The organism is Streptomyces nymphaeiformis, from assembly GCF_014203895.1.
Lineage (GTDB): Bacteria > Actinomycetota > Actinomycetes > Streptomycetales > Streptomycetaceae > Streptomyces > Streptomyces nymphaeiformis.
Genome location: NZ_JACHJY010000010.1, coordinates 423,695 through 438,151 on the forward strand (window position 1 = coordinate 423,695; position 14,457 = coordinate 438,151).

Annotated in this window: 14 protein-coding genes and 1 pseudogene; 11 read left to right on the plus strand and 4 right to left on the minus strand. The window is 72.2% G+C overall.

What is annotated here, in order from left to right; translation table 11 throughout:
* Positions 1 to 335: 335 nt before the first annotated feature.
* The 5 genes and pseudogenes from GGE06_RS32985 to GGE06_RS33005 all read left to right on the plus strand — a co-directional run bounded on the left by GGE06_RS32985 (position 336) and on the right by GGE06_RS33005 (position 4,763).
* The gene (locus GGE06_RS32985) at positions 336 to 545 is read left to right on the plus strand and encodes a hypothetical protein (RefSeq protein WP_184932509.1); all 210 of its coding nucleotides are present in this window, start codon (positions 336 to 338) and stop codon (positions 543 to 545) included.
* Between the two features lie 896 nt (positions 546 to 1,441).
* A pseudogene (locus tag GGE06_RS32990) lies at positions 1,442 to 1,582 on the plus strand (peptidase C39 family protein); the annotation flags it as partial.
* A gap of 108 nt (positions 1,583 to 1,690) precedes the next feature.
* Positions 1,691 to 3,073 (plus strand): glutamate--tRNA ligase, encoded by a 1,383-nt coding sequence (gene gltX / locus GGE06_RS32995; protein ID WP_246532901.1) that lies wholly within the window; start codon positions 1,691 to 1,693, stop codon positions 3,071 to 3,073.
* 249 nt (positions 3,074 to 3,322) lie between these two features.
* Positions 3,323 to 3,469, plus strand: a complete 147-nt coding sequence (locus GGE06_RS33000; protein ID WP_116162063.1) for an SCO1431 family membrane protein — start codon at positions 3,323 to 3,325, stop codon at positions 3,467 to 3,469.
* A 121-nt stretch (positions 3,470 to 3,590) separates the two neighbouring features.
* On the plus strand, positions 3,591 to 4,763 hold the full coding sequence (locus tag GGE06_RS33005) for an acyl-CoA dehydrogenase family protein (RefSeq protein WP_116162064.1): 1,173 nt from the start codon (positions 3,591 to 3,593) through the stop codon (positions 4,761 to 4,763).
* Here GGE06_RS33005 and GGE06_RS42115 read toward each other — a convergent pair.
* Positions 4,726 to 4,911, minus strand: coding sequence for a hypothetical protein (locus tag GGE06_RS42115; protein WP_181924686.1), 186 nt, complete (start codon positions 4,909 to 4,911; stop codon positions 4,726 to 4,728). The genes GGE06_RS33005 and GGE06_RS42115 overlap by 38 nt on opposite strands.
* A gap of 510 nt (positions 4,912 to 5,421) precedes the next feature.
* On the opposite strand from GGE06_RS42115, the gene GGE06_RS33010 reads away from it, so the two are divergent.
* Positions 5,422 to 6,483: an Rv3169 family protein gene (locus tag GGE06_RS33010; RefSeq protein ID WP_221518819.1), complete on the plus strand. Its 1,062-nt coding sequence runs from the start codon at positions 5,422 to 5,424 to the stop codon at positions 6,481 to 6,483.
* Between the two features lie 10 nt (positions 6,484 to 6,493).
* Positions 6,494 to 7,585, plus strand: coding sequence for a phosphotransferase family protein (locus tag GGE06_RS33015; protein ID WP_184932511.1), 1,092 nt, complete (start codon positions 6,494 to 6,496; stop codon positions 7,583 to 7,585).
* A 9-nt stretch (positions 7,586 to 7,594) separates the two neighbouring features.
* On the opposite strand, the gene GGE06_RS33020 is transcribed toward GGE06_RS33015, so the two are convergent.
* Entirely contained in the window at positions 7,595 to 7,963 is a 369-nt protein-coding gene (locus GGE06_RS33020; protein WP_116162067.1) for a hypothetical protein, read from the minus strand.
* 225 nt (positions 7,964 to 8,188) lie between these two features.
* On the opposite strand from GGE06_RS33020, the gene GGE06_RS33025 reads away from it, so the two are divergent.
* From GGE06_RS33025 to fxsA, 4 genes are all read left to right on the plus strand, one after another.
* Positions 8,189 to 8,629 (plus strand): Lrp/AsnC family transcriptional regulator, encoded by a 441-nt coding sequence (locus GGE06_RS33025; RefSeq protein WP_116162068.1) that lies wholly within the window; start codon positions 8,189 to 8,191, stop codon positions 8,627 to 8,629.
* A gap of 138 nt (positions 8,630 to 8,767) precedes the next feature.
* Positions 8,768 to 10,405, plus strand: a complete 1,638-nt coding sequence (locus GGE06_RS33030; RefSeq protein WP_184932512.1) for an amidohydrolase — start codon at positions 8,768 to 8,770, stop codon at positions 10,403 to 10,405.
* A 467-nt stretch (positions 10,406 to 10,872) separates the two neighbouring features.
* A complete protein-coding gene (locus GGE06_RS33035; protein WP_086824078.1) occupies positions 10,873 to 11,649 on the plus strand; it encodes a polyprenol monophosphomannose synthase in 777 nt (258 codons plus the stop codon).
* An 85-nt stretch (positions 11,650 to 11,734) separates the two neighbouring features.
* Positions 11,735 to 12,328 carry an FxsA family membrane protein gene (fxsA, locus tag GGE06_RS33040; protein ID WP_116162070.1) on the plus strand — a complete coding sequence of 198 codons (594 nt, stop codon included), beginning with the start codon at positions 11,735 to 11,737 and terminating at the stop codon, positions 12,326 to 12,328.
* Between the two features lie 118 nt (positions 12,329 to 12,446).
* Here fxsA and GGE06_RS33045 read toward each other — a convergent pair whose 3' ends face one another.
* Positions 12,447 to 12,821 carry an RNA polymerase-binding protein RbpA gene (locus tag GGE06_RS33045; RefSeq protein WP_015032218.1) on the minus strand — a complete coding sequence of 125 codons (375 nt, stop codon included), beginning with the start codon at positions 12,819 to 12,821 and terminating at the stop codon, positions 12,447 to 12,449.
* 255 nt (positions 12,822 to 13,076) lie between these two features.
* Positions 13,077 to 14,447: an MFS transporter gene (locus GGE06_RS33050; protein WP_116165635.1), complete on the minus strand. Its 1,371-nt coding sequence runs from the start codon at positions 14,445 to 14,447 to the stop codon at positions 13,077 to 13,079.
* Between the last annotated feature and the right edge of the window lie 10 nt (positions 14,448 to 14,457).

Genomic DNA, 14,457 nt, shown 5'->3' on the forward strand with positions numbered 1-14,457 from the left:
CTCACCAGTTGGCGGCCTTTCAGCCATGTCGAGCGGCGGCGGGGTGTCCTCCGGCGCGGGCGGCACCACCTGCTTCTCAGCCGCGAAGTGGCAGGCCGAGGGGTGGGCCGCCGGGCCCGTGTGGCTGCGGAAGGCCTCTGGGACGGCCAGCAGGGGGGACTTCGTCCGCCCGCGACGCTCTCCTCGGCCCACAGGCGCAGGTCCTGACGGACTTCGGGGACGTCACAGGCCCGCAGGTGAGTAGTCGCCATGCCCGGCACGACGACTGCGCCTGCCGCAGGCAGCCCCGTCCCCAGCGACGGCCGTCACCTCGCCGAACCCGGCGGGGCCTATGCGTGTACGCGGCCGTCGACGAGCGGGTGTACTGGCAGGCGACGCCTGAGGAGACGGTCCTGACCTCGAAGCGGACGCACAGCCCGGTGTCGGTGCGGGCGTTCGTGTTCGACCACGTGCAGCTCAAGGTCTTGCCCACCCGGGCCGCCGTCGAGGTGTTGAACGCCTTGTCGCTCCACAGCAGCGTCACCGGCGCGCTGCGACGGCCCTGAAGACCGCGACCAGCGCCGCCGCCGATGCCATCAAGGATTCCCAGTCCGTCGCCGAGGAGGCTCGGACCGCCGTCAGGCTGGCGGATGAGGCGGAGAAGCTGGCCAAGACCGCCAAGACCCAGGCGGACGAGGCCGACAAGGAGGCCGTGAAGGCCCTCGCCGCCGCCGCGAAGGCGGTCGGCTTCGCCCACGTCACCGCCCAGGCCGCCGTGGACGCGGGCAACGCCGCCGTACAGGTCGCCAAGCCCGCCGACGACGCGATCCAGCTCGGCTCGCCGTACGTCACCACCGATTCGGCCGCCAGCCTCGTCGCGCTGACCGGGCAGGCGTCCAAGACGATCGCCGACCAGCAGAGGGCCGTTGCCGACGTCCACGCCCAGAACGCGCAGGCAGAGGCCACGACCGCCCCGAGCATCGCCGATCAGGCGTCCGGCGACGCGAAGCTCGTCTACCAGTACGCGGCCAACGCCGCTGGACACGCGGTCACCGCCCACGGCTACTCCAAGGAGGCCCTCGGTTACACAACCGACGCCGCGGCGGCGGCCGCGAAGACCGCGGCGTCACTGGCCTGCACCGTCGAGTGCGACCGCAAGGCCGCGGGGCGTGCCGAAGGTGCGCGTCGGGAACGAGGGCCCGACGCAGCGGAAACCCCGTCAGGCGACCAGACGGGGTTTCTTCGTCGTCCTCGCTCGACGGGGCCAGGATCCCGAGAGGGACCCGGAGGTCAGCACCGATCCAGCACGACGCACCCGAACGGGCCGGAACGGACGCCAGCGGAAGTCAGCACCAGGTCAGCACCAGCGCGTCCCCGCTCGATTTGTCTCACGCGGTCCGAGCCTGTGACCTGCATGTTTGTGCGGGATGGCGCTGTATGGTACGTGGCGCCCTCCCATTTGGAGAACATCTGGCTCCGGACGAAGCGCTACGACGCCAACGGCAAGGTCAGGAGCGGTACGGGCGGCGTCTGCTACGTCTACTGGCCGGCCAGGCCCACACCGGACCAGCGGCACGCACTGCAGGCGCTCGGCCTGGATTGACGATGCCGCCGGGGGGCGGGGTGATCCGGAGGGGCGTCCGGCGTCGGTACCGTGGGGTGTATGTCCACTGCTCCGGTTCGTGTTCGTTTCGCCCCGTCCCCGACCGGCATGTTCCATGTCGGTGGTGCACGGTCCGCTCTCTACAACTGGGCCGTGGCCCGACAGTCCGGCGGCACCTTCGTGCTGCGGATCGAGGACACCGACGCGGCGCGGAACAAGCCGGAGTGGATCGACGGGATCGTCAACGCGCTTTCCGCGATCGGCATTCATGACGAGGACCCGGCTTTCGAGGGGCCGTATTTCCAGTCGCACAACGCCGATCGGCACCGCGAGGCGGCTCTGGAGCTCTTCGCGGCCGGGCGTGCGTACTACTGCGACTGCACCCGGGAGCAGCTGAGGGAGCGCACCGGGTCGGAGCACCTCGGGTACGACGGGTTCTGCCGGGAGCGGGGGCTCACCTTCGAGGAGGGCCGGGCACTGCGGTTCCGGACGCCGGACGAGGGCGAGACCGTGGTGGTCGACCTCATCCGCGGGGAGCCGGCGTTTCCGAACGGTGCGATCGAGGATTTCGTGATCGCCCGTGGTGACGGGTCACCGGTCTTTCTGATCGCCAACGTCGTCGACGACCTGGACGAGGGCATCACGCAGGTCATCCGTGGCGAGGAGCACCTGTCGAACACGCCCAAGCAGCAGCTGCTGTGGGAGGCGCTCGGCGCCGAGCCGCCCGTGTGGGCGCACCTGCCGGTGATCGTGAACGAGAAGCGGCAGAAGCTGTCCAAGCGCCGCGACAAGGTCGCGCTTGAGGACTATCTCGCCGAGGGCTTCCTGCCCGAGGCGATGGTGAACTACCTCATGCTCCTCGGGTGGGGTCCCGGCGACGACCGGGAGATCATGCCGCACGACGAGCTGGAGCAGCTCTTCCGGATCGAGGACGTCAACACCGCGCCCGCCTTCTTCGACGTGAAGAAGCTGACGGCGTTCAACGGCGACTACATCCGTGCGCTCTCGCCGGAGCAGTTCGCCAACGCCTGCGCGCCGTGGCTCGTCGCCCCGTACGCGCCGTGGGGCCCGGAGGCGTTCGACAAGGACGTCTTCGAGGCGGTGGCGCCGCTGGCCCAGACCCGGCTGGCCCTGCTGTCGGAGATCACCGGCTACGTGGACTTCCTGTTCCTCGACGAGCCGGTACGGGACGAGGCGTCGTGGAGCAAGGCGATGAAGGCCGGCGCCGGCGATGTCCTGTCCGACGCCCGTGCCGAGCTGGCCGCCGTAGCGGACTGGAAGGCGGACGACCTGAAGGCCGTCCTGCTCGCCGTCGGCGAGAAGCACGGCCTCAAGCTCGGCAAGGCCCAGGCGCCGATCCGCGTCGCGGTGACCGGCCGGACGATCGGGCTCCCGCTGTTCGAGTCCATGGAGCTGCTCGGCCGTGACCGCGTACTGGCCCGTCTCGATGCCGCGGCCAGGTCGTCGTCCGTCGATGAGGAATCCCTGTAGGCCGAACGCCGCCTCTGCCCCCCGGCCGTGACCGTCGGTCCTGACGGTCGGGGAGGGGGTCGGTACCGATCCGGCGCCGACGTGGTCTCCGGCACACCCCGGGGCCGCCGCCCCTGTTCCCGACCGCCCGTTGCCCGCCTGGCGCAAGGCCCCGGACGTCCCCGGGATCGGCCGGGGCGGCGCCGCGGCCCGTCGGACGTGACCCACGTCTCTACCCCCGGGCCGCCCCCGTGGCGCAAGGTGGTCGCCATGACCTCCACCACCCATTCCCGCCTCCTCACCCGCGTACGGACGGGCGGCCCCCGTGACGACGGTCCCAAGGTCCTGGAGCACGTCCTCGGCTGGACCCTGGTCGTCCTGCTCGCCGTCCTCGTCACCCGGGCCGGCCTCATGTGACGTGGCGCCGATGAACCGGCAACCGTGTGGATCCGCCCCGGCCGGGTGATCCTCCGGTACGGAACGGGCATACTCCCCCCGATCGCCGCGCCCCGCGCCCGGCAGGGAGGAGCGTCCGGCCATGGCCGACAGCACCGCGGACGGCGTGGAACGCCGACTGCCCACCGACGAGGCCCGGGAACTGATCTCCCTGGTGCGGGACATCGCCCGGCGGGAGATCGCCCCGCACGCCGCCGAGGAGGAGGCCGCCGGCCACTTCCCCCGCGAGCTGTTCGCGCTGCTCTCCCGCTCCGGGCTGCTCGGACTGCCGTACGACCCCGAGTACGGCGGCGGCGGTCAGCCGTACGAGGTCTACCTCCAGGTCCTGGAGGAGCTCGCCGCCGCCCGGCTCACCGTCGGGCTCGGGGTGAGCGTCCACAGCCTTTCCTGCCACGCGCTCGCGGGCTACGGCACCGAGGAGCAGCGTGCCGCGCACCTGCCCGCCATGCTGGGCGGCGGGCTCCTCGGCGCGTACTGCCTCTCCGAACCCTCCGCCGGATCGGACGCGGCGGCCCTGCGGACCCGCGCCGTCCGGGAGGGTGACGAGTGGGTGGTCGAGGGCACCAAAGCCTGGATCACGCACGGTGGGATCGCGGACTTCTGCACGGTCATGGCCCGTACCGGCGGACCCGGCGCGCGCGGCGTCACCGCCTTCCTGGTGCCGGGGGACGCGCCCGGACTGAGCGCCGCCCCTCCCGAGCGGAAGATGGGCATGAAGGGCTCCCCGACCGCGCAGCTCCACTTCGACGGGGTGCGCGTCGGCGACGACCGTCGCCTCGGTCGTGAGGGGCAGGGCTTCGCGATCGCGCTCGACGCCCTGGACTCGGGGCGGCTCGGCATCGCCGCCTGTGCCGTGGGCCTTGCCCAGGCGGCCCTGGACGAGGCCGTGGCGTACGCGAGGGAGCGCCGCCAGTTCGGCCGGCCGATCGCCGACTTCCAGGGGCTCCGCTTCCTGCTCGCCGACATGGCGACCCGGATCGAGGCGGGCCGGGCGCTCTACCTGGAGGCGGCGCGGCTCCGGGACGAGGGGCGGGCCTTCGGCCGGTCCGCGGCCATGGCGAAGCTCTTCTGCACGGACGCCGCCATGCAGGTCACGACGGACGCGGTGCAGGTGCTCGGCGGCTACGGCTACACGGCGGACTTCCCCGTGGAGCGGTATCTGCGCGAGGCGAAGATGCTCCAGATCGTCGAGGGGACCAATCAGATCCAGCGCGTGGTCATCGCCCGTCACCTGGTCGGACCAGAGTCCCGCTGACGCGCACCGTGCGGTCCGCCCACACCGGTCCGGCGGCCAGCCGGGTCCACTCCTGGTCCCGGTGGCCGGGCAGCGTGCGGCCCTGGCTGGCCCAGAGGGAGAGCACGTCCCGGTAGATGGGCGGGTCGGCGGGGGCGGGGGGCTTCACCTGCGCCTGAGCCTGAGCCGGCCCGTGCAGCTGAGCCTGTCCGTACGCCCGTGTCTGTGTCTGTGTCTGTGTCTGTGCCTGAACCTGCCCATGCGCCTGTGCCTGTCCCTGCGCCGGTACGGGGACCGGGACCGGGGTCGAGACCGGTGCGGGGGCCGGGACCGGTGCGGGAGCCGGGGTCGGCACGGCGGCCGGTGCAGGCGTCGCCGCCGGGAGCGCCTGCGACTGCGGAACCGATTCTTCACCGCGCGGTTCGGCCTGCCGGTGCCGACCGTAACCGCTGGGAGTGGTGTACAGCGTGGTCATACCGGGACCAACGCGCCCCGGCGGCCGGGGTCACCGCCGAGCGGATTCGAGCGGCAGTTCGCCCGGTACCCGGTGCGCGGCTCTGGCCCCCCGGGCTATATCTGACGTACCGTCAGATCCCACTCGCCGCTCAGGAGGACAGCCGTGGACGACGACCGGCCCGTCTCGCTCGACGAATACCCCGTGCACCAGGCACCGCTCTCGATGAAGCACCACGTCAGCGGCGATCGGAACGCCTACGACCGGTGCATCTTCCACGTCTTCGACCACAGCGGCCGCGCCCTGCTCATCGCCGGCCTCGGCGTCTACCCCAACACCGGGGTCGTCGACGCCTACGCCACCCTGCGCACCGGCGACCGGCTGCACGCCGTCCGCGCCTCCGACGCCCTCGGCGACGACCGGATGCACCTCTCCGTCGGGCCGCTGACCATCACCGTCGACGAACCCCTCAAGCGCCTCGGCCTGCACTGCGAGGCCGACCCCGACGACCCCGACGGGCTCTCCTTCGACCTCGCCTGGACCGGCGACTTCCCCGCCGTCTGGGAGCCCCACCACACCCAGCGGCACGGAGGCAGGCTCACCCTCGAAGGCCGCCGCTTCGTCCAGGCCGGGCACTGCGCGGGCACCATCAGGGCCGGCGGCGAGGAGTTCACCGTCACCGCGGGGGAGTGGACCGGCACCCGCGACCGCAGCTGGGGAGTCCGCCCCCTGCCCGGCGAGGAGCCCGGCCGTGCCGCCGAGTTCCGCCCCGAGGGCTTCCACTGGCTCTGGATCCCGATGCGCTTCGAGGACCGCTTCCTCATGGTCATCGCCCAGGAGGACGCCGACGGCTACCGCACCCTCAACGAGGCCCTCCTCGTGCGGAACGGCCACCGCGACACCCAACTCGGCTGGCCCCGCACCGAGATCGCGTACCGCCCCGGCACCCGCCACCCCGAGCGGGCCACGGTCCACCTGACGGACCCGGCCGGAAAACCCCTGGAGATAGGCGTCGAGATCCTCGCCTCCTCACCGCTCGCCGTCGGCGCCGGCTACCCGCCCGCCACCGACTGGCAGCACGGGACCTGGCAGGGCCGCGACTGGACCGACCGCCGCGTCTACGACCTCTCCGACCCCGCAGCCCACCCCATGGCCGCCTACGGCGTCACCGACCACGCCGCCCGCTTCACCCTCGACGGCCGTACCGGCTACGGCATCTTCGAGCACGGCTCCTTCGGCCGCCACGACCCCAGCGGCTTCGCCGACCACACCTCGACAGCCAACTGAGGAGGCCGATGTGGCCACCGCGCCCCGCCCCCGCACCACCACCCGCGACCCCGAGGAGCTCGGCCGGCGGCTCGCCGCCTGGCTGGACCGGCACCTGCCCGGAGCCCGGGTCACCGGCCTCGCCGCGCCCGGCTCGAACGGCATGTCCAGCGAGACCCTGCTCTTCGACGTCGACCATCCGGACGCACCCGTACGGGGCTGCGCCCTGCGGCTGGCCGCCGACCCCGCCGCGTACACCGTCTTCCCCGTCTACGACATGGCGCGCCAGCACCGGGTCATGCGGCTCGTCGGCGAGCACACCGACGTCCCGGTGCCGCGCGTGCTCTGGCTGGAGGAGGACCCCGAACCGCTCGGCGCCCCCTTCTTCGTGATGGCCCGCGCCGAGGGCCGCGTACCGCCGGACGTCATGCCCTACACGTACGAGGGGAACTGGCTGCACGCCGCCACCGACGCCGAACGCGACCTCCTGGAGGCCGAGTCCGTCTCCGTACTGGCCAGGCTGCACGACCAGTTCCCCGCGAAGGAGGCCGAGTTCCTGCTGCCCGAGGGCACCGGGAGCCCGCTGCGGCGGCACGTCGACGCCCAACGCGCCTATTACGCCTGGGTGGTGGAGGGGATCGCGCCCTCGCCGCTCATCGAGTCGGCCTTCGCCTGGCTGGAGGAGCACTGGCCGGCCGACGAGGGCCCGGCCGTCCTCGGCTGGGGCGACGCGCGCATCGGGAACATCGTCTACGACGGATTCACGCCCGCCGCCGTCCTCGACTGGGAGATGGCCTCGTACGTCCCCCGCGAGGTCGACCTCGGCTGGACGGTCTATCTGCACCGCTTCTTCCAGGACCTGACCGTCGGCTTCGGCCAGCCCGGGCTCCCCGGCTTCCTGCGGCGCGACGCGGTCGAGCGGCGGTACGCGGAACTGACCGGGCACACCCCGCGCGACATGGAGTTCCACACGCTCTACGCGGCGCTGCGGCACGCGATCGTGATGCTCAGGATCGCGTACCGCCAGGCCCACTTCGGAGAGGTCGAGGTGCCCGGCGACCCGGACGCCCTGATCCTGCACCACGCCACGCTCGCGGCGATGGTGCGGGGAACCTACTGGTAGCCGAGGGACTCAGGCCGCGCGCCGCATCTGCGGCACCCGGATCGGACGCGAGCCCGGACCGCCGACGTGCGAGAAGGGCTGCGTGCGCCAGTCGAGCCCCTGGGGGAGCGTCAGGAGCAGTGCGGTGTCCTGCTCCTGGACGCCCAGGACGTCGTCGGCGGGGCGGGCCTCGGAGGCCGAGAGGCCCGTGCCCTGGCAGACCGTCAGGACGAAGGGGTTCCACGGCGTCGGGCAGAGCGCGTGCTCCGGCAGCGCGTCCTCGTCCGCGAGCAGCGCGATGGGCTGCTCGCACTCCGGGCAGACCACCCGGAACATCTCAAAGGTGTCGTACGCGTCGAGCTCGTCGGACGTGTCGACCGATTCAACAGGCTCCTGCATTGGGATTCTCCCCCTCGGCTGGGTCGGCCGGATCTGTGCGGCCTCGACCACAGCAAGCACTTCCCATGCGGAACTCCGCATAACCGTGAGGCGGCACCCCGGGCCCGGCGCAAACCTGTGGCGTTCGTCACATGCCCGTCGCAGGTGCCCCGTGACCGCCCATAGCGCCCTATAAGCGCCGCCCCCGACTGTGCCCCCGCCCGCGCGGAGCACTAGGGTCACCGCATGGAGGAGCTGGATCGTCAGATCGTTGAGTTGCTCGTCAAGGACGGGCGCATGAGCTACACCGACCTGGGCAAGGCCACGGGCCTGTCCACGTCGGCGGTGCATCAGCGCGTCCGCCGCCTGGAGCAGCGCGGTGTCATCCGCGGCTATGCCGCCGTCGTCGACCCGGAGGCCGTGGGCCTGCCGCTCACCGCGTTCATCTCGGTCAAACCCTTCGACCCCAGCGCCCCCGACGACACCCCGGACCGGCTCGCCGACATCCCGGAGATCGAGGCCTGCCACAGCGTCGCGGGTGACGAGAACTACATCCTCAAGGTCCGCGTCGCCACCCCGCTGGAGCTGGAGCACCTGCTCACCCGCATCCGCACCCAGGCCGGGGTCTCCAGCCGCACGACCGTCGTCCTCTCCACGCCGTACGAGGCCAGGCCGCCCCGCATCTGACGAGGCGGGTCGTCCCGCATCTGGTGAGGCGGGCCGTCCCGCATCCGGCGAGGTGGCCCGTCCCGTGTCCGACGCGCCGGGGTCGCCAAGGGGGACCTGCCGGACAAACCGTGTCCCGGCAGGTCCTAGCCTGGTGCCATGAGTGAGTCCATGCCTCCTGCGTCTTCCGGCGACCACCGCACCGTGCTGCTGCGCGGTGGAGAAGTCCACAGCCCCGCCGACCCCTTCGCCACCGCCATGGTGGTGGAGCGCGGTCACGTCGCCTGGGTGGGTTCGGAGGGTGCCGCCGACGCCTTCGCGTCCGGCGTGGACGAGGTCGTCGACCTGGAGGGCGCGCTCGTCACCCCGGCGTTCGTCGACGCGCACGTGCACACCACGGCCACCGGGTTCGCCCTCACCGGCCTCGACCTGTCCTCCGCCGCCTCGCTCGCCGAGGCCGCGGAGCTGATCCGCGCGCACGCCGCCGCCCGCCCCGAGGACCGCATCCTCATCGGCCACGGCTGGGACGCCTCCCGCTGGCCCGAGCGCCGCCCGCTCACCCGCGACGAGCTCGACGAACTCACCGGCGGCCGCCCGCTCTACCTGACCCGGATCGACGTCCACTCGGCCGTCGTCACGACCGCCCTGCTCGACCTCGTGCCCGGCATCCGCGACCTGGACGGCTTCCACGACGGGCAGCGGCCGCTGACCGGCGACGCCCACCACGCCGTGCGCGCGGCCGCCTTCGCCGCCGTGTCCCCGCTCCAGCGCACCGAGGCGCAGCGCGCCGCCCGGATCCGGGCCGCCTCCCTCGGCATCGGAACCCTGCACGAGTGCGGCGGGCCGCAGATCTCCTCCGAGGACGACTTCACGGGCCTCCTGGACCTCGCGCGCGAGGAGGCCGGGCCCCGGGTCGTCGGCTACTGGGCCGACCTCGACGTCGAGCGGGCGCGGGCCCTGGGTGCCCTCGGCGCGGCCGGCGACCTGTTCGCCGACGGCTCCCTCGGCTCCCACACGGCCTGCCTCCACGAGCCGTACGCCGACCACGCCGGGCACAGCGGCTCGGCCCACCTGGACGCGGCCACCATCGCCCTGCACGTCGTCGCCTGCACCGAGGCGGGCCTCCAGGCCGGCTTCCACGCCATCGGGGACGCCGCCGTGACCGCCGTCGTCGAGGGCGTCAGGGCCGCCGCCGAGAAGCTCGGCCTGGCCCGGATCAGGGCCGCCCGGCACCGCGTCGAGCACGTCGAGATGCTCACCCCCGAGACGATCGCCGCCTTCGCCGAACTGGGGCTCACCGCCTCCGTCCAGCCCGCCTTCGACGCGCTCTGGGGCGGCGAGGAGGGGATGTACGCCGACCGGCTCGGCGCCGAGCGGGCCCGCACCCTCAACCCGTACGCCGCCCTGCTCCGCGCCGGCGTCCCGCTGGCCTTCGGCTCGGACAGCCCGGTCACCCCGCTCGACCCCTGGGGCACCGTCCGGGCCGCCGCCTTCCACCGGACCCCCGAGCACCGGATCTCCGCCCGGGCCGCCTTCACCGCCCACACCCGGGGCGGCTGGCGGGCCGTCGGCCGGGACGACGCGGGGACGCTGGTCCCGGGTGCCCCCGCCGACTACGCGGTCTGGCGCACCGAGGAGCTCGTCGTCCAGGCGCCCGACGACCGGGTCGCCCGCTGGTCGACCGACCCCCGCTCCGGAACGCCCGGTCTGCCCGATCTGTCGCCCGGCGTGGAGCTCCCCGTCTGTCTGCGGACGGTGGTGTACGGCCAGACGGTGTTCGTACGACCGAACGAGTGATATCGGGACATTTCGCCCCCGCATCACCGCCCCGCACGCTTGTCCCCGACCTGCGGATCTTCCCCTCCGGCCTGGCCTTTCAGGGAGTCTCCGCAGGTCAAGCGGGTGTTGACAGTCGCCCGCCAGGGACGGGTAGGTTCACCGCGTCCACCACAGGACGTCCGACCGGACCGCACCCCCACGCCGTAGCCGAACGCCGCCCGCGCCTCGGTCGCGAGGGAAGGTTTCTCCGGCGGAAGGTGCGACCCGGGTGGGGCCCGGACGTTCAGTAGACAACGGCTCTCGGTCGACCCGCAGCCAGCGGATCCCAGGTCGGACCGAAGGACTCCGGGCCCCGCACCGCACGTCATCCGTCCCGTGGGTCCCTTCCGTCCGGTCTGTCACCCGGACCACCCGACCCGCCGCGCCGGAGCACGTCGGGGACCTCGCTATGGTGGGGGCCTGCGTATGTATCCGAAGGGGCAGTAGTGAACGACGGTGGCCAGAGGCGTTACGGCCCGCTCGGCAAGGCCTTGGTGATCATTCCGACCTACAACGAGGCGGAGAACATCAAGCCGATCGTCGCGCGGGTGCGGGAGGCCGTACCCGAGGCGCACGTTCTCGTCGCGGACGACAACAGCCCCGACGGCACGGGCAAGTTCGCGGACGAGATCGCGTCCGAGGACGATCACGTGCACGTCCTGCACCGCAAGGGCAAGGAGGGGCTCGGTGCCGCCTACCTCGCCGGCTTCCGGTGGGGCATCGAGCACGGCTACGGCGTCCTCGTGGAGATGGACGCCGACGGCTCCCACCAGCCCGAGGAGCTCCCGCGGCTGCTCACCGCCCTCAAGGGCGCGGACCTGGTCCTCGGCTCCCGCTGGGTGCCGGGCGGCCGGATCGTGAACTGGCCGAAGTCCCGCGAGTTCATCTCCCGGGGCGGCAGCCTCTACTCGCGCGTGATGCTCGACGTGCCGATCCGCGACGTCACCGGCGGCTACCGGGCCTTCCGCAAGGAGACCCTGGAGGGCCTGGGCCTGGAGGACGTGGCCTCGGCGGGCTACTGCTTCCAGGTCGACCTGGCGCGCCGCGCGATCGCCGCCGGCTTCCACGTCGTCGAGGTCCCGATCACCTTCGTGGAGCGCGAGATCGGCGACTCGAAGATGAGCCGCAACATCGTCGTCGAGGCGCTGTGGCGGGTCACCGGCTGGGGCCTGACGGCGCGGGCGGAGAAGGTCGGCAAGCTGCTCGGCCGCAAGTCCTCCTGACCTCCGTACCGGCCCTCCGTGCGGACCCTTCGCACTGATCCTTTCTTTACGACGTTCCGGCGGGGCGCCAGGCACACTGGGCAGCATGACGACCGGCGCACCGCCTCCCCTCGCCCCCAAGCGCTCACGCGCGCGTACGTACCTTCCGCTCGGCGTCGCCGCCTGGCTGGTCCTGGAGATCTGGCTGCTCACGGTGGTGGCGAACGCGGCGGGCGGACTGACCGTCTTCGCCCTGCTCGTCGGCGGTGCCGTGCTCGGTGCCGCCGTCGTCAAGCGGGCGGGCCGCCGTGCCTTCCGCAACCTCACCTCGACCTTCCAGCAGGCCCAGGCGGCCGCGCAGACGGGCGTGGCGCCCTCGCCCGCCGACCGGGCCGGCGCGGACGACCGCAACGGCTTCCTGATGCTGGGCGGCCTGCTCCTGATGATCCCCGGCCTGCTCTCGGACGCGGCCGGTCTGCTCCTGCTGATCCCGCAGGTCCGCTCCTTCCTCGGGCGGTACGCGGAGAAGGCGGTCGAGCGCCGGATGAGCGCCGCATCTCCCGGCAGCCTCCAGGACGCCTTCCAGCAGGCCCGCATCCACCGGCCGGACGGCAAGGTGGTGCAGGGCGAGGTCATCCGCCAGGACGCGCCTCAGGGGCCTCCGCGGCCCGAGGGGCCCCGACCGCCCCTGACGCCCTGATCCGACACCCGTGCCCCGGCGCCCTCTCTCCTGAGGGGCCGGGGCACGGGAACGCCGCGGGGCCCGGTACACGATGTGTGTACCGGGCCCCGCGGCGTCGTGCTCCTGCGGCGGTCCGCTAGGCGGACTTGCGGCTGTCGCGCGGATGCACCGCGATGTTCATGGCGCCGGAGCGCAGGACGGCCAGCCTCTCGGCGAGGACCTCCTCCAGCTCCTCGCGGGTGCGCCGCTCCATGAGCATGTCCCAGTGCGTACGCGCAGGCTTGCCCTTCTTCTCCTCGGGTCCGTCCCCGTCCACCAGGAGTGCCTGGATTCCGCAGACCTTGCACTCCCACTCCGGCGGAATCTCCGCCTCGACCGAGAAGGGCATCTCAAAACGATGTCCCTTCTCGCATGCGTACTCCACCGCCTGGCGCGGGGCCAGATCGATGCCGCGGTCGGTCTCGTAGCTCGTCACCACGAGGCGCGTGCCGCGAAGAGCTCGCTCACTCATGAATCGTGCCTCCCGGGCTTGTCGCCCACAGGACAGGTGTCGCTGTCGTCGTTATCCGGTCAACGTCCGGTCGGCGGTGAAGATTCCCGTTCCGGGTCATGCGTCGCCCGTCGTGCCGCCCCTTGTTGTACCCACCAGTGCCCGTTTTGTCACATCTGGCGGCAGATGTGACCCGGTGTCTTCACCAAAGCAGCACGCAGTAACGGTCCGCCTGGCAGGCCAAACGCGTACACTACCGCCCTTTCCCCGCCACGTCTAAATCCGCTCGGGTACGGGGTTCCCCGCGGCCTCGACCGCGCGCCGGACCGGGACCCGGGCGAGCAGCGTGAAGCCGACGACGAAGAAGATCACCAGGGAGATGATGGCATCCCGGTAGCTTCCGGTCAGCTGATACGCGAGACCGAACACCAGCGGACCCAGCCAGCTGAGCCCGCGGTCGCTCATCTCGTACGCCGAGAAGTACTCCGCCTCCTTGCCGCGCGGCACCAGATGCGAGAACAGTGAGCGCGACAGCGCCTGGCTGCCGCCCATGACCAGGCCGATGGCGCCCGCCAGCCAGTAGAAGAACACCGGCGAGTTCGCGGGCAGGAAGTAGCCCGCCGCCAGGATCAGCGTCCAGACCGCCAGCGAGGCCAGGATCGTCCGCTTGGCACCGTACGTCCGGGCGAGTCGCCCCATCCCGAGGGCGCCCGCCACCGCGAGCACCTGGACGAGCAGGACCGCCGTGATCAGCGTCGTCTGGTCGAGCTTCAGTTCCTCGGAGCCGTAGATCGAGGCCTGCGAGATCACCGTCTGGATGCCGTCGTTGTAGATCAGGTACGCGAGGAGGAAGGAGAGCGTCAGCGGATGCCGGCGCATGTCCTTCAGGGTCGCCCGCAGCTGGCCCCAGCCGCTGCCGACCGCGCCCTCGCCGGCCCGCTCGGCCCCCTCCGGGCGGACCTGCCGGTCGCGCAGCCGTCGCAGCGGGACGAGGGTGAAGGCGCCCCACCACACGCCGGCCGAGGCCAGGCAGATGCGGACCGCCTCGCCCTCCGTGAGGCCGAAGGAGTCGTGTCCCGAGTAGAGGACCAGGTTCAGGACGAGGACCAGCGCGCCGGACGTGTACCCGAAGGCCCAGCCGCGCGAGGAGACCGCGTCCCGCTCGTCGGGCTGGGCGATCTGCGGCAGATAGGCGTTGTAGAGCACCATCGAGACCGACAGCGAGGCGTTCGCCACGATCAGCAGGAAGGCGCCGAGCAGATAGCGGTCGCCCGCCAGGAAGAACATCCCCGCGGTGGCCGCCGCCCCCAGGTACGCCGATGCCGCGAGCAGAGGCTTCTTCCGGCCCGTACGGTCCGCCGCCGCGCCGACCAGCGGCATCACGAGGACCGCGACCACGATCGAGGCGGACACGGCGTACGCGAAGAGCGAGCCGGCCCGCACCGGTATCCCCAGCGGGTGCACGAAGCCGTCGGCGTCGGCGGCCGCCCGGGCCACCGAGGTCAGATACGGCCCCAGGAACACGGTGAGCACGCTCGTCGAGTACACCGAGCACGCGAAGTCGTAGAAGTACCAGCCCCTCTGCTCGCGCCGCCGCTCGGCGGGATCGGAGGCGTACTCCTCCGGCTCGATGGTGTCTGCGGTCAAGGCCACGCCC

Coding starts and splice junctions, on each gene's coding strand:
- fxsA (WP_116162070.1), top strand. CDS start 11,735: ATGACGACCGGCGCACCGCCTCCCCTCGCCCCCAAGCGCTCACGCGCG.
- GGE06_RS33045 (WP_015032218.1), bottom strand. CDS start 12,821: ATGAGTGAGCGAGCTCTTCGCGGCACGCGCCTCGTGGTGACGAGCTAC.
- GGE06_RS33005 (WP_116162064.1), top strand. CDS start 3,591: ATGGCCGACAGCACCGCGGACGGCGTGGAACGCCGACTGCCCACCGAC.
- GGE06_RS33025 (WP_116162068.1), top strand. CDS start 8,189: ATGGAGGAGCTGGATCGTCAGATCGTTGAGTTGCTCGTCAAGGACGGG.
- GGE06_RS33030 (WP_184932512.1), top strand. CDS start 8,768: ATGAGTGAGTCCATGCCTCCTGCGTCTTCCGGCGACCACCGCACCGTG.
- GGE06_RS33020 (WP_116162067.1), bottom strand. CDS start 7,963: ATGCAGGAGCCTGTTGAATCGGTCGACACGTCCGACGAGCTCGACGCG.
- gltX (WP_246532901.1), top strand. CDS start 1,691: ATGTTCCATGTCGGTGGTGCACGGTCCGCTCTCTACAACTGGGCCGTG.
- GGE06_RS33010 (WP_221518819.1), top strand. CDS start 5,422: ATGAAGCACCACGTCAGCGGCGATCGGAACGCCTACGACCGGTGCATC.
- GGE06_RS33000 (WP_116162063.1), top strand. CDS start 3,323: ATGACCTCCACCACCCATTCCCGCCTCCTCACCCGCGTACGGACGGGC.